This window comes from Lysinibacillus sp. FSL M8-0216 (assembly GCF_038595555.1).
GTDB lineage: Bacteria > Bacillota > Bacilli > Bacillales_A > Planococcaceae > Lysinibacillus > Lysinibacillus fusiformis.
On sequence record NZ_CP152007.1, the window covers coordinates 2,802,146 to 2,818,221 of the forward strand.

Here is a 16,076-nt window from a genome sequence, read left to right on the forward strand (position 1 = left end):
AAAGATGTTAACGATTCAACTTTGCCTCTTTATTTCATTTGCTTTTCAATTTATTGACAGTGGTTATGTTCATAACTACAACAACATACATTAATTGCGGGATAGCAACTTTAACATCGCCCCCAAGATGTTTTTGTACAACGCTATCCCAGCTTTACATCGTGGTTTTTGGCGATCATAATTCTCTCCTATCGGCTTTCTCTACGTTGTTATCCCTTCCGTAGTAAAGAATAAATCAACATATCTCTACATTCGCCAGTCACACTATGACATTCATATTGTCTTAAATAGCCCTCTTCTTTAAAATTGAATTTCGTTAATAACTTCCTTGATGCTATGTTTTCTTCAGCAACAATGGCTTGTATCCTCACTAACCCTAACTGATTAAATCCAATTGCCAATACTTCATTCATAGCTTCTGACATAATACCCTTATGCCAATATTTTTCTGATAACTCATAACCTATTTCAGCCCGTTTACCTTCAAATTCACTTAAAAATATAGTGCCTATCACCTCATCTGACATTTTATCAGCAATAGCAAAACGAATTATCCACCCCTTTTCAAAGCCCTCATTCCAAATATGAATGACCTCAATACTTCTTTCAATGGATTCTGGACCATTCCAATCCAAATAACGATAGATGTTTTCATTAGAATAATAATTGTATAATGATGGCGCATCGTCTCGTTTTAATTTTCTTAATCGAATTTGTTCTGTTTGGATGGTCTGAAATGACATGCCCAATAATTCAGTAAAATTCATCGCTCTCTCCCCTTTGGTAATTCTTGTTATACCTGTAATATAGCTGATTATTAATTTTGATAAAACCTCAATATTCCTTCATAAAAGAAAAAAAGCCATCGCGATTTAAAAACGCAATGACTGTTGATTTGCTGCTTTTCTTTTTTCATTTAAAATGATTCTCTGGATGCTCTTTAGTGATAAATAATATTTTTCAGCTAGCGTTTCTCTAACCATTCCAGATAAAAAATCATTATAAATATTGGCATTTCTCAAATCCAATTCAGCTTTTATAGTGGTACGAGATCCCCAGCTCATTTTATGTTGTTCTTTCCGCGGGATATAAATATATTCGCCATCCATATATTCCTGAATGGCCGCTAACAACTCTTCAGGTAAAATATGCTTTGCTTTTTTATAGCTCATGTTGCACTCCTAAATGTGTAGATTTTTTTAGGAAAAGCAACGGCTATGCTCAATATTTTTTTGCCATAGCCATTGCTATGCAAACATCATATATTTCCTCACGCAATTATCACCCCTTCATTCACGCCTTTTTATATCCATATTATAGCATATAAACCAATATATGAATGGTGTAATTAATAGTCCACTTTAAAGTGATCCCACCTTAGGCATTCCCCTATGCACCTTTGACCATTACATTCATATAATTAGATTGAAGGGAGTGGCATAGTGCCTTGGCAACATAAAATTTACTATTTAATCGGGCAACCGGTCGGTGTTTCATTGACGAATGGGCAAGGAACATCTGGTGTTCTTTGTGGCGTTTCAGGTGGGAAGCTTCTTGTCCTCGAATATTTGTATCAAAGTCAATTTGCTTTAAAGCAGTATGATTTTCATATGATTCAAGATGTCAATGGTTTTCCGCCTTGTCAAACGCGGCAGCCGTTATATTAAAAACATCCGTGTAGGATGTTTTTTTGATGGCACCATTTAATATTAGTTACTTAGATGATGATCGCTCCTCCATTTGAATCTGATACATACAATTGATATGGAGACCTTTGTGGGATACTGTGGAAATGTAGGCAATTTCAATAATTATTTGTGGCGGAAATGATGGCAGTGGTAACAGTTCAACTTTCGTGCTCATCGTTGTCCTATTCATTCTTCTCAATATTGTTGGTGCAAGCTTCATTTGCTAATGGTCATATGAAGGCTTTAGCTTCTGTTTATTTCTAATGATGAAAAAGCTTAAAGCCTTTTTTATTTCCCCTTCACCCAATTCTAACCTGTTATGAGATAATAAAAATATATTTCTTACACCATTGAAGATAGATAACTATCTCCAAATGATAACTTAACATAATAATAGTATTGTAAAGTTCTTTCTACTTTACATGACACTCCTTTATTGGTTCTAGGGGTCACTTTCATCCAAGTGGCCTCTTTTTGCATCCTTTTACTCTATTATAGATTTTCTAGAACTATCGTTTTAGTAGAGAGGAGGAAAACAAATGGGCATTAATTTAAATTTTTGGTCCTTTATTTTATCTTTAGGTTGCATCCTATTATTTTTTCTGTCCGGTTCCTTAAAAGACTTTTTTGTCACCTATGTCCATCTTCACCCATTGACACTGACAATGCTATTGTCAATCGTATGCTTCTACCTAAGTGTTGTAGGAATGAAAGATGTCAGAAATTTAGCGACCTTGCTGAGAGGCATTGTGACAATGGCTTTAACACTGATTCTAATTGTGAGTATTTCTTTTATTTTATTTTTTGGTAATTTATAAAGTAAAAGAACGCCAGCTTGCCTGATTATTAAACAAGCCTTCTTGACGAACATTTGTTCTATGTATACAATACTAAAAAAGGAGGCTTGTTTATGCAAGACACAATTAACATTGAATTAGTACATTTTTCAGAAGACTATGCAGACCAGTTAAATGAGTTTGAATTGCCCGTAGAACAGCACCAATTTACTGCCTTACCAAAAGAGATTACTATCGAAAAAGTGGGACAGTACCCTATTGTAATTTTAAGTAATAAAATACCTGTTGGTTTTTTCGTACTTCATACAACTGAAAGAGTACAGGAATATTCTAGCAATCCACAGGCGATGTTACTTACCGCTTTATCTATGGATCATAAACAGCAAGGCAAGGGTTATGCAAAAAAAGCAATGCTTTTACTGGCTGACTTTGTCAAGCATGAATTTAAAGAATTTAACGAAGTAGTGTTAGTGGTAAATCACAAAAATATCGCTGCGCAGAATTTGTATCTCAACGTAGGTTTTGAAGATAATGGTGAAAGACGAATGGGACCAATTGGTGAGCAAATAGTGATGCAATTGCACCTATAAGGAGACAGTCACTCATTTTCGATGTTCAAATGAGTGACTTTGTTATCCGCTGTCATTCGTACCATTCATTATTAGGCACTAAATTCACTCACTCGATTGTGCATTCAATACCGCTATTGCCATCCACCTCTATATAGCCAGCATAAATATATTTCAATGCGATATGTTTCGTTGTTGTAATCGTTTCTAGCAGAAGTTCCATCTCATTCATCTCTTTAATAATGCCACCATATTGAACAAAATTAGCCTCTTCCCAAATAGTTAACATAATATAGTTACGTTCTGCTAATGCACGTGTGATGGTTTGCTGTAATTCCTCCAGTTCCCATTCTGCACGTTCCCGTGGCGGTTCTGTCTGCACCTCTTGCTTCCACTTTTTCAAAAGCAGTAAATGTTCTGGAAGCATCATCGATGTCCATTTCATAGCTCCTCGATCTTTAATCATATTATCTCACCCTTTCAGCTCAGTTACGGGGGACGCTTGAGAAAACTAAAACGTTGAAAGTCATGACTGCTTTGCTAAGATTTCCACGCCGCCCTCAAAACAAAACATATGTTCTTTTTATTATACGCACATGCGTTCTTTAATAGCAGTGGTAATTTAATACAATTCCTCTAGCATATGCTTGCTACGAGTTCTAGACAAACGCTAGGCATTTGTATAAGTCTATAAACATTTCAATCATAATCTGTGATGATGATGAATATCACAATTTTAGTGAGAAAGGATGTAAGTATTAACACAAATGTCGATTATACATCGCCTTCTGCAGAGTTTACCTTTGATGTCAACAAAAGTACGCTTTTTAAAAAAGATGCACGAAATTACATTAATATCCTTGGCGTAGAACAATTAAATACATTAGAAAATACATCTTTACTGGATATTTTTTTAAGCAAAGATAATGTCATTGAGCCACACTATCACCAAAATGCAGCTGAGCTTGTCTATTGTATTTCTGGTGCAGCAACGGTTTCCCTATTAAATCCCTTTACAAAAAAACTTCAAAACTACCCGATTAAGCCTGGGCAAGTAGCTAATATCCCACAGGGCTGGTGGCATTATGAGGTTGCCACAGAGGATAACACCCATTTGCTTGCTATCTTTGACGCTCCAACACCAGAGGTTATTTTAGGATCCGATATATTGAAATTTACACCTGCCAATATTATGGCGCATACCTATTGTTTAGATGAGGAACAATGGAAGAAAACCATTGCACCCATTGTTCCATCTACTTATATTGGGCCACCAAAAGGCTGTAATCGAGTGGAATCGGCAACTGATAATTCTTCATGCAAACAAAAGAAGCCATCCATGAAACCATGTCCATACCCAAACCCATACCATTATCCATATCCATACCATTACCCTTCCCCACATATGTATCCGTATGGCACGTATTATTAAAATACCCCTTGTATTAAACTTTTATTGTAAAAGATGAATAGAATGTCATAAACTGTTCCATCCTAATCTTAGATAAATACTAGGAGTTAGGAAGTGTCACAATAACGATGATAAATGACAAACTAGCATCATTACAATTTAAGGAGATGTTTAGGCTTTGGTCGCAGCTCGGTGTCAATCAAAGCTATATTGCTTCAAGCCATGCCTTTTTTAACCATACCCGAGATAAAAAATTAAAGATTATGATTTTGGAATTCATTCAATGTTTAAAAGAGGAAAATAAACAGCTGACATTATTATTAAAGGAAAATGGTGTTCTTGCCCCCACTACAACTATGTCATACAGTAAAATGAAAATGACGGATATACGTGGAAAATCCATCATTAATGATAGTGAAATTAGTGCCATTTTATCTATGAATATTGCTTCCTCTTTACTTGCTGTAAGCCAAGCATTGGAATTGTCAGTAAAGAAAAAGCATCTTGCCAAATATGGTGAACTCCATATGCGCTATGCTATACTTGGGTCTAAGTTGATCGAACTGAGTAAAATTAAAGGCTGGCTTCTAGCACCAGCCCAATAAAAATGTTGGCTGAACAATCTAATCATTCATTACGTTGCACATTATTAAATCTACTTTTAATAGTGTGTTTTTTTGTACATTTTAAATATTAAACAATAGCAAAACCACCTACTCGTTATATGTAGGTGGTTTTAACATTCAATCATCTTCTATCGACTTCTTACAAACAGGAGCTTATACCATTGATTTACGAGGAACGGTAACACGGATAGACTATAAATAAAGCCTAATTGGGCAATTGTTAATGGAGCCACTTCAAAGACCGTTGTTAGCATTGGCATAAACAATACAATGTGCAAGCTTAGGACACCGATTAAAAATGCAATCCATGCATATTTATTCGAAAAGACACCAATCGTAAAGATCGATTGTTTAGCTCTGGAGTTAAAGCCATGCACTAATCTTGATAAACAAAGTGTTGTAAACGCCATTGTACTTGCCGTTAATGTATCGCCAGTTGATAATCCAATTTGAAAAGCAATGATGGTAGAGATGGCAATTAAAATTCCTTCTAGCACCACCTGTGTCGTAAATGATTTATTTAATAGAGGGGTATGAACATTTCTAGGCTTGTCCTTCATCGTTTTCTTATTATTCGGCTCTAATCCGATTGCGATTGCTGGAAGACTATCTGTTAATAGGTTGATGAATAATAGATGGACGGGTGCAAAAGGAACTGGTAAGCCGAGTACTGTAGCATATAGCACTACAAATATAGCTCCCGCATTCCCTGATAATAAGAACAAAATGGCATTTTTAATATTTGTATAGATGCTACGACCATTGGCGATCGCCTTGACAATCGTAGAAAAATTATCATCTGTTAAAATCATGGATGAGGCATCTTTTGCGACCTCCGTCCCAGTCACTCCCATTGCCACCCCGATATCTGCTTGTTTTAGTGCCGGCCCATCATTGACGCCATCCCCTGTCATCGCGACAACATGACCCTTATCCTGCCACGCTTTGACGATACGAATCTTTTGAGCAGGTGTAACACGCGCATACACAGAATAATCATCAACTTTTTCCTGTAGCTCTTGATCTGTGAATTTTTCGAGAGCATGTCCTTCAATGGCTTCATCTGGATTTTTTAAAATCCCAATTTGTTGGGCAATCGCTGTAGCTGTAATTTTATGGTCACCTGTAATCATAACTGGCTTAATGCCTGCCTTAATACAATTTTCTACAGCTTCTTTGGACTCTTTTCTTGGTGGGTCCATCATAGCCACTAAGCCGACAAATATTAAATCTCTTTCTACTCTTGTATCAATTGTTTGCTGCGGTAAAACATCTTTGTAGGCAATGGCTATCACCCGTAAACCATTCCTCGAAAAATCATGATTGACCGCTTCGATTTTTTGGCGATGCTGAGCTGTCATCTCAAAAATGCCTGTTGCCGTTTTTATTCTAGTCACTTTAGGCAAGAGAACATCTAATGCTCCTTTAGTAATCATAACAGGCTGTTTATCTATTTTATTTACAGTACTCATAAGCTTACGTGCCGAATCAAATGGAATTTCAGCTAGTCTTGGATATTGCTCGCGAATCATCAATTCATCTAAGCCGTAACGCTTTCCTAATTTCACAAGCGCTATTTCTGTCGGATCACCAATTTCCTTGTGCTCACGCTCGACAGCATCACTACATAAAAGTGCCTTTACCATCAGTTCTTTTTCCACTGAATTTGTTGGGTTTAGCCAATCATGAGGAATTTTTTTCTGATCGACAAAAACTTCCTGTACAACCATTTTATTTTCTGTTAAAGTACCCGTTTTATCAGAACAAATTACAGATACACTTCCTAAGCTTTCTACCGCATAAAGCTTACGGATAATGGCATTTTCCTTCGCCATCTTTTGTGTACCGAATGCTAAGACGATTGTAACGATGGAACTCAAAGCCTCAGGAATAGCTGCGACAGCTAGAGATACGGCAAACATAAAGGATTCTACTAATGCTCGTCCACGAATAAGATCAATTGTAAAAATGGCTAAGCAAATGATTGTAATACCTAATGCTAATTTTTCACCAAATTGATCCAGGCTAATTTGTAAAGGTGTTTTCTTTTCCTTAGCCGTATCGAGTAAATTAGCAATTTTCCCGATTTCAGTCTGCATCCCGATAGCTGTAACCATTACAATGCCTCGTCCATTGGTCACGAAGCTACCTGAATACACCATATTTTTCTTATCGGCAATCGTAACATTGTTTTTTCGAATAGGGTCAGTACTTTTGGCAACGGCAATTGATTCTCCAGTAAGAGAACTTTCATTGATATGCAAATTATGACTTTCCAATAGTCTGCCATCTGCATTGATGTAATCGCCAGCCTCTAACATAAGAAGATCCCCCACCACAATTTCCTCAGAAGGAATTTCCATAAGCTGATTATTACGCATTACTTTGGCAATCGGCGAGGTTAGCGCCTTCAGATTGTCTAAAGATTGTTCAGCTTTAACATGCTGTACCGTGCCTAAAATAGCATTTAGAAAAACAACAATCATGATGACAATTGTACTTTCTACCTCTCCAAGTAGAAAGGAAACGAAGGCAGCGACCAATAAAATAATGACTAATAAATCTTTGAATTGGCCCATAAAAACAGCCCATGTACTAGTCTTTTTACCTTCCTCTAATACGTTATAGCCATAGACTTGTTGCCTCTTTTGAACATCCCCATCGGTCAAGCCTTCTGTGGTGACGTTCAATATCTTCATGACTTCAGTAGACGATTGTTGATGATATTCAGTCATAGGGTTCTCCTTCCATTCACAAGATTTAAAGGTCACATACTATTTTCTGGAAAATAATAGGCACCATAAAATCTCAAACTTCATCAGTCTGTGTGAAATTCATTAACTACAACAATCTATTCCATAGTTAACTAGAGTATGATAATAAACTAGTGAGAAATTAATTTTTATAGAGAAAACTCAAATAGATTCACTTAGACAAAAAAAAGCACTGGGAATGTTTTATTTTCCCAATGCTTATAAAGGCAGTTATGATTGTATGGGTCTCTCTTTATGGGCCACTAATAAGTAATCCAAGGCACTCATGCGCGTAAGCTTGTGCGTGAACTTTATGGCATCTGCATGAGAGGCAAATGTAAAGTGTTCGAGTTCGTCTGTTGGTATAAAATGATCCACTGTTTTCCGAGTCAATTTTCGTACAGATAATGTGTGTGAATCCTCTTCATATAATATGATAGCACCTACATTTCTATAAAAAGTTTGATCAATCGTCGCGATGACTTTGACATTTTGAAAATCGGTTAAATCTACTTGCATCTATTACCAACCTCCTCTATCCTTACATTCGCTATCAGGCTGCTATTATCCTGCTATAGCAGGATCACTTTTGGATAATTTCACCATTTATTATGAGTGATGCTGCGCTGATGAATAATCCGCAGAATGCTCATGTGAGACAGGCGCTCTTTTAATGGAGAAGATAGCACATCCTAAAGCACAGAGAACTAATAGAGTTCCGAAACTTGCTAAATGCATGACAGAACCAGTAAAGGCAAATACGGCACCACCCAGCGCTGAGCCGATGGAAATCCCGATTTGAAGCGCAGCGGTATTTAAGCTTTGCTGTATATCGGATGATTGAGGATCTGCTTGAATTAAATAATTTTGTAATGGCGGTGTTAAAGCCCAGCTCAATGCTCCCCATAAAACGGTAAACAGTAAAAAGACCGGTAAGGCAATGACTGTATAAGGGATACTAAACAAGACAAGCGCAAATGTAGAGACGATTAAAATAAGGGCTTTACTTGTCCCGATTTTATCGCTCACCCAACCACCTACAGCATTACCGCTCACAGAGGCAATACCAAAGATTAAGTAACAAATACTAATCCATGAAGCATTCATATCAAAGGCTTCTACTAAAAAGGGTGTTAAATATGCGTAGAGCATATAATGACCTGCTAGCATAAACAAAGTCGTTAATTGCGCTGTAAGGATTTTTAAATTCGCCAATGACTTCATTTGCTTCTTCAGTGGTACGACTTCCCCGATTGGCATTTTGTCTAATAACAAAGCTATTAAAACCATTGAGATTGTTGAAAGAATACTAATGCCTAAAAATACGGCTCTCCAACCGAAAGCTTCCGTAATAAAAATCCCCATTGGAACACCGATAACAAGTGCAGAACTTACGCCCATAAAAACAAGCCCCAATGCTTTCGCACGGTGTCTAGGCTCTACAATTCTCGTTGTAATCGTTAATGATAGAACGATGACTAATGCTGTACTCATCGCTGTAAAAATTCGGGCAATTAGGACAACGGTGAACGTTGTACTAAAGAAGGTCATTAAATTACCTAATGTAAAAATAAATAAGGATATAAGGAATAAGCGTTTTCGTTCTACCTTCGCTGTCAAAGATAGTAGAACAGGCGCTGAAATCGCATAAACAAGTGCAAAAATAGTGATTAATTGCCCTGCTGTTGCTAAAGAAACATTCAAATCCTTTGCAATATTTGGTAGGATTCCACCTACGATTAATTCAACTAAACCTACTGCAAAGGTAGTCACCGCAAGAATATAAACTCTCCAATTCATTGAAATCTCCCTTTCGTTACATTTTCACTTTTATAGGAGATTTTTCATCAGCCATGATACCCCTGTCCAGATTTTGCAGAAGAACTTGCCACATAAGCTCTACTGCAAAATCTGTAACATATGTTTGAGGCTGCATGAGCTTGATTCAGCAGACATTTCTATTTCAACATCATGGGCTGCATCAAAATAAAAAAATCCTGACTACAAAAATGAAACAAAGTTTTGTAGTCAGGATTTTATGGTTCCTGGTAGAGACCCTCAATCCATATTATTGAGGTTATACAGTTCAAATATTTACTTTAGCTATAGTAGCACATGAAAAATTTATTGACAATATCTTTTTTTCATAGAGTTCATTTCATAAAAATTTCGTTTACTCGAGAGAAAATTTCGATTTTCTGCTTATATTTTGATGAATTTGACCATACATAATAACATACAATAACTATTTTACGAGGTGATTGTTTGCGAATAGTAGGATTTGTATGCTATTTTTTATTACTATTTTATGGTGTTGAATTAGTAGCCGAAGAGCTCACAATCGAAGAACCAGCTCTCAGTTCTCACATAAGAAGTAATCAAACCCCTATTAAAGAAACCGTTGAAAATTCAATGATTTGTGTTTATTATCCCTCTTATAAAATATGTAAAGATGTACCATCCCATAAAGAGAAAGAGGCCACTATTAAAGTAGCCTCTTAATCATTTCTTATTTTGAGCCAACGTGAAAATGCTTAAATGGATAGACGATTAATTTCGACTCGCCATAAACAGCATCCTCTGAAATTAAACCATAATGGCGACTATCACTACTTTTTAGGCGATTGTCCCCAAGCACAAAATACATGCCCTTTGGCACCTCTTTTTCATTCACTAATTGCTCTAATGTAAAGTTTTCAGTAATGCGTAATTGGTTAGGATCATCTGTTTCACGATTGACGTAATCTTCTTTGTAGGCTTTGCCATTCACATACAATACATCATCTTTCATTTCCACCTTATCACCTGGTACACCGATGACACGTTTAATATATAGTTCATCTTCTACAGGTGATTGGAAAACAATTTGATCAAAACGCTCGATTTTACTTGTTTTACTTACAATTATCACATCTTTATCATGGTAGGTTGGGTACATCGATGCCCCCTGTACTTTAATGGGGGCAAATAAAAATTGCTTACAGCCAAACACGACAATTGCTGTAATGACAATAATTTTGATGTAGGATAATAGTTCTTTTTTAAAGCTTGTTGTTTTTTCCTCTTGCATGTTCATTCCCCGATACTGTTTTTTTAATAGTATAACATTTTCTATACTTCATTGACGAATGAATCACACAAATTGTTTCATTCGCCATAAAAAATAGACAAGGCTACTATGTAGCATTGTCTAGAAATATCTGATTCTGTTTATTTGCCAATTAAGAATGGTTAGATTGTGGAGCAACCTGTTGCTGCTCGTTCAATAAATCTACTGCTAATACGATACCAACTGGTAATGCAATTGCTAATAAAATTGTGCCTATAATCATCACAATCACTCCTTTGAACCATTTCTAATATCAGTATACAGCGAATTTTCAGATATTTCAAGAAATATAGATAAATGATTCATGTCAAAAAAAATCATTCAACTAGGCATGCACCCTACATGAATGATTTTTTATGCACTACATAAATAATTTTAAACATAATATTTGTAGGCCTCTAATAGTTGAACGGACTGGATTTCTTCGCGTTTTGCGTTTAGGTACATAGCTTTGCATGCAATGATTAAGAGCTGTATACCTAAGGACCTGGGTCCTCCCATTCATTCATCTCCCTCCCTTCATGGCCAAAAATTTTACATATATATTATACTTGTTGTAAGCAAAAGCTTACTTGCTTTGTAAATGGTTTTTTAGATCGGCTTGTATTTTTTGAAGCTCTTCCTCGTTCGGAATGTAGTACCAAATGCGGTTAATCCTTTCACCATCACCTTGTTCAAATGATAATTGCTCAATACCCTTATCCATTTTCTTATAAATACCTTGAAGCTGAATAAGCTCTTTTACTGAGAAATTCATGCGAACGTTATCGCCTAAAACCGTCAGCATATCTGTTGCCTTTAATAATGTAGCCGGAGTTGAGGCCTTTTTCATAACCGCTTCAATAATTTGTCGCTGTCGAATTTGTCGTCCAAAATCTCCTCGTGGATCTTCATAACGAATACGGGAAAAAATAAGTGCTTCATTACCATCTAATGTGATTTCTCCTTTTGGGTAATGATATTCGTCATAGGTTAAATCCATATCATTGTTAATTGTCACGCCACCAAGCGTATCTATAATTTGTAAAAAGCCCTCCATATTAATAAACACATAGTAATCAATCGGTATATTTAGAAAATTTTCTACCGTATCTACAGCCATTGGAACACCACCAAAAGCGTAGGCATGATTTATTTTATCAACGGTATCATGACCGACAATTTCTGTACGAGTATCACGGGGAATACTAAGCATTTTCATTGTTTGCTTTTCCGGATTCACAGTAATCACAATCATCGTATCAGAACGTCCACTATCATCTTTTCGTTCATCTACGCCTAGCATCAGAACCGAGAAAGGTTCTTTTTTAATCACTGTTTTTTCTTCTAGCTGTGCTGCATCTGTTGTTTGTAAAAGTGGTGTATTTATTTTGTTCATTGTTTTTTGGATGGTAAAGTAGGCAGTTCCTATAAAAATTAAAAAAATAGTTAGTAGGCTACCAACGATCCACAGCCATAATTTTTTCTTGCTCTTTTTCTCTTTAGAGCGTTTCATGTTTTTTTCCATACGTTAGTCCTCTCTTGCTTAACAATTTTGCCCCTCTTTTTGACGTATTAAGTTGGAAAAAAGTTTATCTAGTCTACTTATATGCATATTAGACGAAAAAAAGACGTACACTAGTATTTACTTTATTTACCCCAAACTATTCCCACATTTGTTATTTCATTTCCTTTACTATTGTATGTTTCTCCGCTTTAATAAATTGAAAATTCATTATTGTTGATTTATACTATTTTTAAGATACAACGTCTCTATATTAGAAACGTTTTACCAACTTATTATTGCTTACCTTTAGGAGGAATCACCCTATGTTTCAAACAAGAAGAGAGAAGTTAGTTTCCCGTATGCAGCAGCATATGGATATAGCTATTTTGGTACCAGGGCCAAATATGCATTATTTTACTGGTCTTCATCTAAAGCAAAGTGAACGTCTAACATTTGCTGTTATAACGGCTAATAATGATTTATATTTTATTTTGCCACAAGTAGAACTAAATAAAGTTGATCTTAGCAATGGTGGCGTTATTTTATCCTATTCTGATGAGGAAGGGCCTACACTGGCGATTCAGCGACTAAAAAAGGAAATGGGAACATTGCAGACCATTGGTGTAGAATTTGACACTATGCGTGTCCATGAACAGAAATCGATTGAAATGCTTACATATGAAAACTTATCTGATATTGGCGAGTCCATTCGCGAATTACGCATGAAAAAAGATCTGCAAGAACTAGCCTACATGCGACAGGCTGTACAAATTGTCGAGGAAAGTCTTGCAGCTACTTTACCGACGATACAAGTGGGTGTGACCGAAATGGAAGTAGCAGCTCAATTGGAATATGAAATGAGACGTCGTGGTTCAGAAGGAACACCATTTGGCACTATTGTTGCTTCAGGTTATCGTGGTGCACTCCCACATGGCAGAGCAAGCACTAAAAAAATAGAAGCAGGCGAATTCATTGTCATTGATTTTGGTGCTATTTATAAGGGCTATGTGGCTGATATGACTAGAACAGTAGCTTTAGGAGATGTATCTCCAACGTTACAAAACATTTATAGCCTTGTTAAACAAGCCAATGAAGCAGCGATAGAAGCTATTAAGCCAGGGACGACTGCCCAAAGCCTAGATAGCATTGCAAGAGAAATTATTCGCGATGGTGGTTATGGTGACTATTTCACACATCGACTTGGTCATGGCATTGGTTTGAGCGCTCACGAAGAACCTTACTTAATGCAACGTAACTCACTTGTGTTAGAAGAAGGCATGGCATTTACTGTGGAGCCCGGAATTTATATACAGGATGTTGCCGGGGTTCGGATCGAGGATAATCTCATAGTTACGAATAATGGTTACGAGAATTTAATGACCTTTTCAAAAGAATTAATCATTTTATAAGGCTGGTGAATGCAATGATGGATATGATGACCATTCAAAAGGATATGCCCCTGCTAGAGCAATATATATATTTGAATACAGCTGCCGCTTCGGCCATGCCTCAGCCTGTAGTGAATGTTATGATAAGTTATCTTCAAAAACAGGCGAGTATCGGCCCTTATTTACCTTCTTTTCGTAAAGAAACGTATGAACAGGTAGAGCAAATTCGGGAAAAAACGGCTTTATTTATCGGTGCCAAAAAAGAGGAAATTGCCTTTGTACCAAATGGTTCAATGGCTATTAATTATATTTCAGGTGGCATAGATTGGCAATCAGATGATGAGGTGATCATACTTGATACAGAAATGTTAAGTAATTATGTACCTTGGCTTGCCCTTCAGCAACGAGGAGTTCACTTAAAAGTTTTGAAAACCAATGCGGACTATATAGTGGACTTACAAGAGCTTGAACAGCTCATAACGCCTCGTACAAGATTAATAGCCTTTGCCCATATGTCAAACGCTGCAGGTGCCCTTCAGCCAGCAAGGGAAATCTGTCAGCTTGCTCAACAATACAACGTGCTTACGTTCATTAATGCCAATCAAACAGTCGGTTTACTCCCTATCCATGTGGAAGAGCTAGGCTGTGATTTTTTAGTCGCTAGTGGGCGAAAGTGGCTACGTGGTCCAGAAGGCTCTGGTCTTTTATATGTGCGACAAGCCTTGATTCCAACCATTACCCCTATCATGATCGGCTGGGGTAGCACGAACTGGAATTATGAAAACAACGATTACTCATTCGTAGAGACAGCTAAACGTTTTGAGCCAGGCTGTCCTGTCATTCCAAGTATATTAGGGTTAGGGGCGGCCATCGATTACGCAAATGCGATTGGTATGCAGCCAATATATGAGCGTGTTCAACAGCTGACGAAGTATTTAATCGAGCAGCTTAAAACGATTCCAGGCATTGTCCTCTATGGCCCACAAAATAGCGAATATCGATTATCGGTTACACCCTTTAATATTGAGGGACTTGCTCCAGATGATGTTACTAATTTTTTAGCAGATCGAGGCATTATTATAGAAGCTGGTACTTTTATGGCTAATACTATCATGGAGCGCAATCATATTCGTAAAATGGCTCGCTTTTCACCTCATTATTTTAATACATTCGAAGAAATCGATAGCGCGGTAACCAGCATCAAGGAATTCATTGAGCTAACCATAACAAAGGCCCCAGATAGTCATTAACTATCTCGGGCTTTTTTACATCCTTATTCTTGGTACAATTTAAAGCTATATTGATCGAAATATCGTTGAATATTCATCGCGCCGTACTGAAGAACGTTAATCATTTCAGGTAGCTTCTCCTCTGTTGGTTTACGATAAATTGGACCCGCAATGGTTAGAGAAGCAATCACTTCTTTTTTGCTATTAAAAAGAGGGACCCCTACCCCAAATACCGAGTGAGAATATTCTCCCGTAGTAAAGCACCAGCCTTGCTGTTGAATTTTCTCCAAATCGGCTAACATTTGATCAGGGTCTGTAATCGTTTCTGGGGTTACTTTTTTCATGCCATGGTCCATAATCTCTTTTTTCTTCTCCTCTGGAAGAAAAGCCATGATTGTTTTACATGATGCCCCGATATGTAATGGGGTGCGTGTGCCAATTGACACAGAAAACTTAATAGTTTGAGAACTCTCTGCAATCTCTACTGTCACGCCATCTGTGCCATCTAGCCATGTTAGAAATACGGATTCCTTAATGGCTTCAGCCAGATTTTTCATAATGGGTAATACAAAATCAGAAAGGTTTAATTTATCCTTTACCATCTGACCGTACTCTAGAAAACGAAGCCCAAGTTCATACTTCTTTGTCTCAGGGTGTTGAATTAGAAAGCCCTGATTTTCAAATGTAGCTAAAATCCTATAAATAATAGAATGGCTAATGTTCATTTCTTTCGCTAATTCTCGAACACCCCATGTAGGATTTTCTTTATTAAAATATTTTAGAACCTCTAATGAGTTATCTAGTGTTTTTAATGTCATCTTACACCTCATATGTCTCTATAATAGAACCGTAATTGTATTATAAAATGAAGGCGGACAATTTTCAATAAATTCAACTATTTTACAAATTGATGCACATATTTTTTCTGCAAAGATACAACAACATTTAGTAAATGATCAGATGTACCTCTAGCTCGCTTTCCTGTTTATGGTATTTGACTAGTCTTGAGGCTATGCTTTC

Annotated in this window: 18 protein-coding genes, 1 pseudogene and 1 riboswitch; of the genes and pseudogenes, 9 read left to right on the forward strand and 10 right to left on the reverse strand. The window is 36.7% G+C overall.

Going from position 1 to position 16,076, the window contains the following annotated elements; all coding sequences use genetic code 11:
* Positions 1 to 209: 209 nt before the first annotated feature.
* The gene (locus tag MKX57_RS13815; protein WP_089987371.1) at positions 210 to 767 is read right to left on the reverse strand and encodes a GNAT family protein; all 558 of its coding nucleotides are present in this window, start codon (positions 765 to 767) and stop codon (positions 210 to 212) included.
* A 105-nt stretch (positions 768 to 872) separates the two neighbouring features.
* Positions 873 to 1,172 (reverse strand): CD3324 family protein, encoded by a 300-nt coding sequence (locus MKX57_RS13820; RefSeq protein WP_089987372.1) that lies wholly within the window; start codon positions 1,170 to 1,172, stop codon positions 873 to 875.
* A 270-nt stretch (positions 1,173 to 1,442) separates the two neighbouring features.
* On the opposite strand from MKX57_RS13820, the gene MKX57_RS13825 reads away from it, so the two are divergent.
* From MKX57_RS13825 to MKX57_RS13840, 4 genes are all read left to right on the forward strand, one after another.
* Positions 1,443 to 1,667, forward strand: coding sequence for a hypothetical protein (locus tag MKX57_RS13825; RefSeq protein WP_025117363.1), 225 nt, complete (start codon positions 1,443 to 1,445; stop codon positions 1,665 to 1,667).
* 188 nt (positions 1,668 to 1,855) lie between these two features.
* Positions 1,856 to 1,915, forward strand: a complete 60-nt coding sequence (locus MKX57_RS13830) for a YjcZ family sporulation protein (protein ID WP_272898258.1) — start codon at positions 1,856 to 1,858, stop codon at positions 1,913 to 1,915.
* A gap of 312 nt (positions 1,916 to 2,227) precedes the next feature.
* Positions 2,228 to 2,506 carry a hypothetical protein gene (locus tag MKX57_RS13835; protein ID WP_008181928.1) on the forward strand — a complete coding sequence of 93 codons (279 nt, stop codon included), beginning with the start codon at positions 2,228 to 2,230 and terminating at the stop codon, positions 2,504 to 2,506.
* Between the two features lie 92 nt (positions 2,507 to 2,598).
* Positions 2,599 to 3,075 carry a GNAT family protein gene (locus MKX57_RS13840; RefSeq protein ID WP_036126585.1) on the forward strand — a complete coding sequence of 159 codons (477 nt, stop codon included), beginning with the start codon at positions 2,599 to 2,601 and terminating at the stop codon, positions 3,073 to 3,075.
* An 88-nt stretch (positions 3,076 to 3,163) separates the two neighbouring features.
* On the opposite strand, the gene MKX57_RS13845 is transcribed toward MKX57_RS13840, so the two are convergent.
* A complete protein-coding gene (locus MKX57_RS13845; RefSeq protein WP_089987373.1) occupies positions 3,164 to 3,520 on the reverse strand; it encodes a YolD-like family protein in 357 nt (118 codons plus the stop codon).
* A 291-nt stretch (positions 3,521 to 3,811) separates the two neighbouring features.
* On the opposite strand from MKX57_RS13845, the pseudogene MKX57_RS13850 reads away from it, so the two are divergent.
* Both MKX57_RS13850 and MKX57_RS13855 read left to right on the forward strand, forming a co-directional pair.
* Positions 3,812 to 4,345: pseudogene (locus MKX57_RS13850) on the forward strand (cupin domain-containing protein); the annotation flags it as partial.
* Positions 4,346 to 4,593: 248 nt separating this feature from the next.
* Positions 4,594 to 5,070, forward strand: a complete 477-nt coding sequence (locus tag MKX57_RS13855; RefSeq protein WP_008178489.1) for a DUF3231 family protein — start codon at positions 4,594 to 4,596, stop codon at positions 5,068 to 5,070.
* A gap of 149 nt (positions 5,071 to 5,219) precedes the next feature.
* Here the strand turns inward: MKX57_RS13855 and MKX57_RS13860 are convergent, their stop codons facing one another.
* From MKX57_RS13860 to MKX57_RS13870, 3 genes are all read right to left on the reverse strand, one after another.
* A complete protein-coding gene (locus tag MKX57_RS13860; RefSeq protein WP_342550360.1) occupies positions 5,220 to 7,826 on the reverse strand; it encodes a cation-translocating P-type ATPase in 2,607 nt (868 codons plus the stop codon).
* A gap of 249 nt (positions 7,827 to 8,075) precedes the next feature.
* Positions 8,076 to 8,363 (reverse strand): hypothetical protein, encoded by a 288-nt coding sequence (locus MKX57_RS13865; protein ID WP_008178492.1) that lies wholly within the window; start codon positions 8,361 to 8,363, stop codon positions 8,076 to 8,078.
* A gap of 90 nt (positions 8,364 to 8,453) precedes the next feature.
* A complete protein-coding gene (locus tag MKX57_RS13870; protein ID WP_025117356.1) occupies positions 8,454 to 9,644 on the reverse strand; it encodes an MFS transporter in 1,191 nt (396 codons plus the stop codon).
* Positions 9,645 to 9,849: 205 nt separating this feature from the next.
* Positions 9,850 to 9,949: riboswitch (purine riboswitch) on the reverse strand.
* A gap of 160 nt (positions 9,950 to 10,109) precedes the next feature.
* Here MKX57_RS13870 and MKX57_RS13875 point away from each other — a divergent pair.
* Complete coding sequence (locus tag MKX57_RS13875; protein ID WP_008178497.1) at positions 10,110 to 10,346, forward strand: hypothetical protein; 237 nt, start codon at positions 10,110 to 10,112, stop codon at positions 10,344 to 10,346.
* A gap of 7 nt (positions 10,347 to 10,353) precedes the next feature.
* Here the strand turns inward: MKX57_RS13875 and lepB are convergent, their stop codons facing one another.
* The 3 genes from lepB to MKX57_RS13890 form a co-directional block, all read right to left on the reverse strand.
* Positions 10,354 to 10,914 (reverse strand): signal peptidase I, encoded by a 561-nt coding sequence (lepB, locus tag MKX57_RS13880; RefSeq protein ID WP_036126595.1) that lies wholly within the window; start codon positions 10,912 to 10,914, stop codon positions 10,354 to 10,356.
* A 151-nt stretch (positions 10,915 to 11,065) separates the two neighbouring features.
* Positions 11,066 to 11,176, reverse strand: coding sequence for a hypothetical protein (locus MKX57_RS13885; RefSeq protein WP_008178501.1), 111 nt, complete (start codon positions 11,174 to 11,176; stop codon positions 11,066 to 11,068).
* 345 nt (positions 11,177 to 11,521) lie between these two features.
* The gene (locus MKX57_RS13890) at positions 11,522 to 12,460 is read right to left on the reverse strand and encodes an LCP family protein (protein WP_089987376.1); all 939 of its coding nucleotides are present in this window, start codon (positions 12,458 to 12,460) and stop codon (positions 11,522 to 11,524) included.
* A 302-nt stretch (positions 12,461 to 12,762) separates the two neighbouring features.
* On the opposite strand from MKX57_RS13890, the gene MKX57_RS13895 reads away from it, so the two are divergent.
* Both MKX57_RS13895 and MKX57_RS13900 read left to right on the forward strand, forming a co-directional pair.
* Positions 12,763 to 13,848, forward strand: coding sequence for an aminopeptidase P family protein (locus MKX57_RS13895; RefSeq protein ID WP_008178505.1), 1,086 nt, complete (start codon positions 12,763 to 12,765; stop codon positions 13,846 to 13,848).
* 14 nt (positions 13,849 to 13,862) lie between these two features.
* Positions 13,863 to 15,077, forward strand: a complete 1,215-nt coding sequence (locus MKX57_RS13900; RefSeq protein ID WP_342550361.1) for an aminotransferase class V-fold PLP-dependent enzyme — start codon at positions 13,863 to 13,865, stop codon at positions 15,075 to 15,077.
* A gap of 23 nt (positions 15,078 to 15,100) precedes the next feature.
* Here MKX57_RS13900 and MKX57_RS13905 read toward each other — a convergent pair whose 3' ends face one another.
* On the reverse strand, positions 15,101 to 15,874 hold the full coding sequence (locus MKX57_RS13905) for an IclR family transcriptional regulator (RefSeq protein ID WP_008178508.1): 774 nt from the start codon (positions 15,872 to 15,874) through the stop codon (positions 15,101 to 15,103).
* Positions 15,875 to 16,076: the final 202 nt, after the last annotated feature.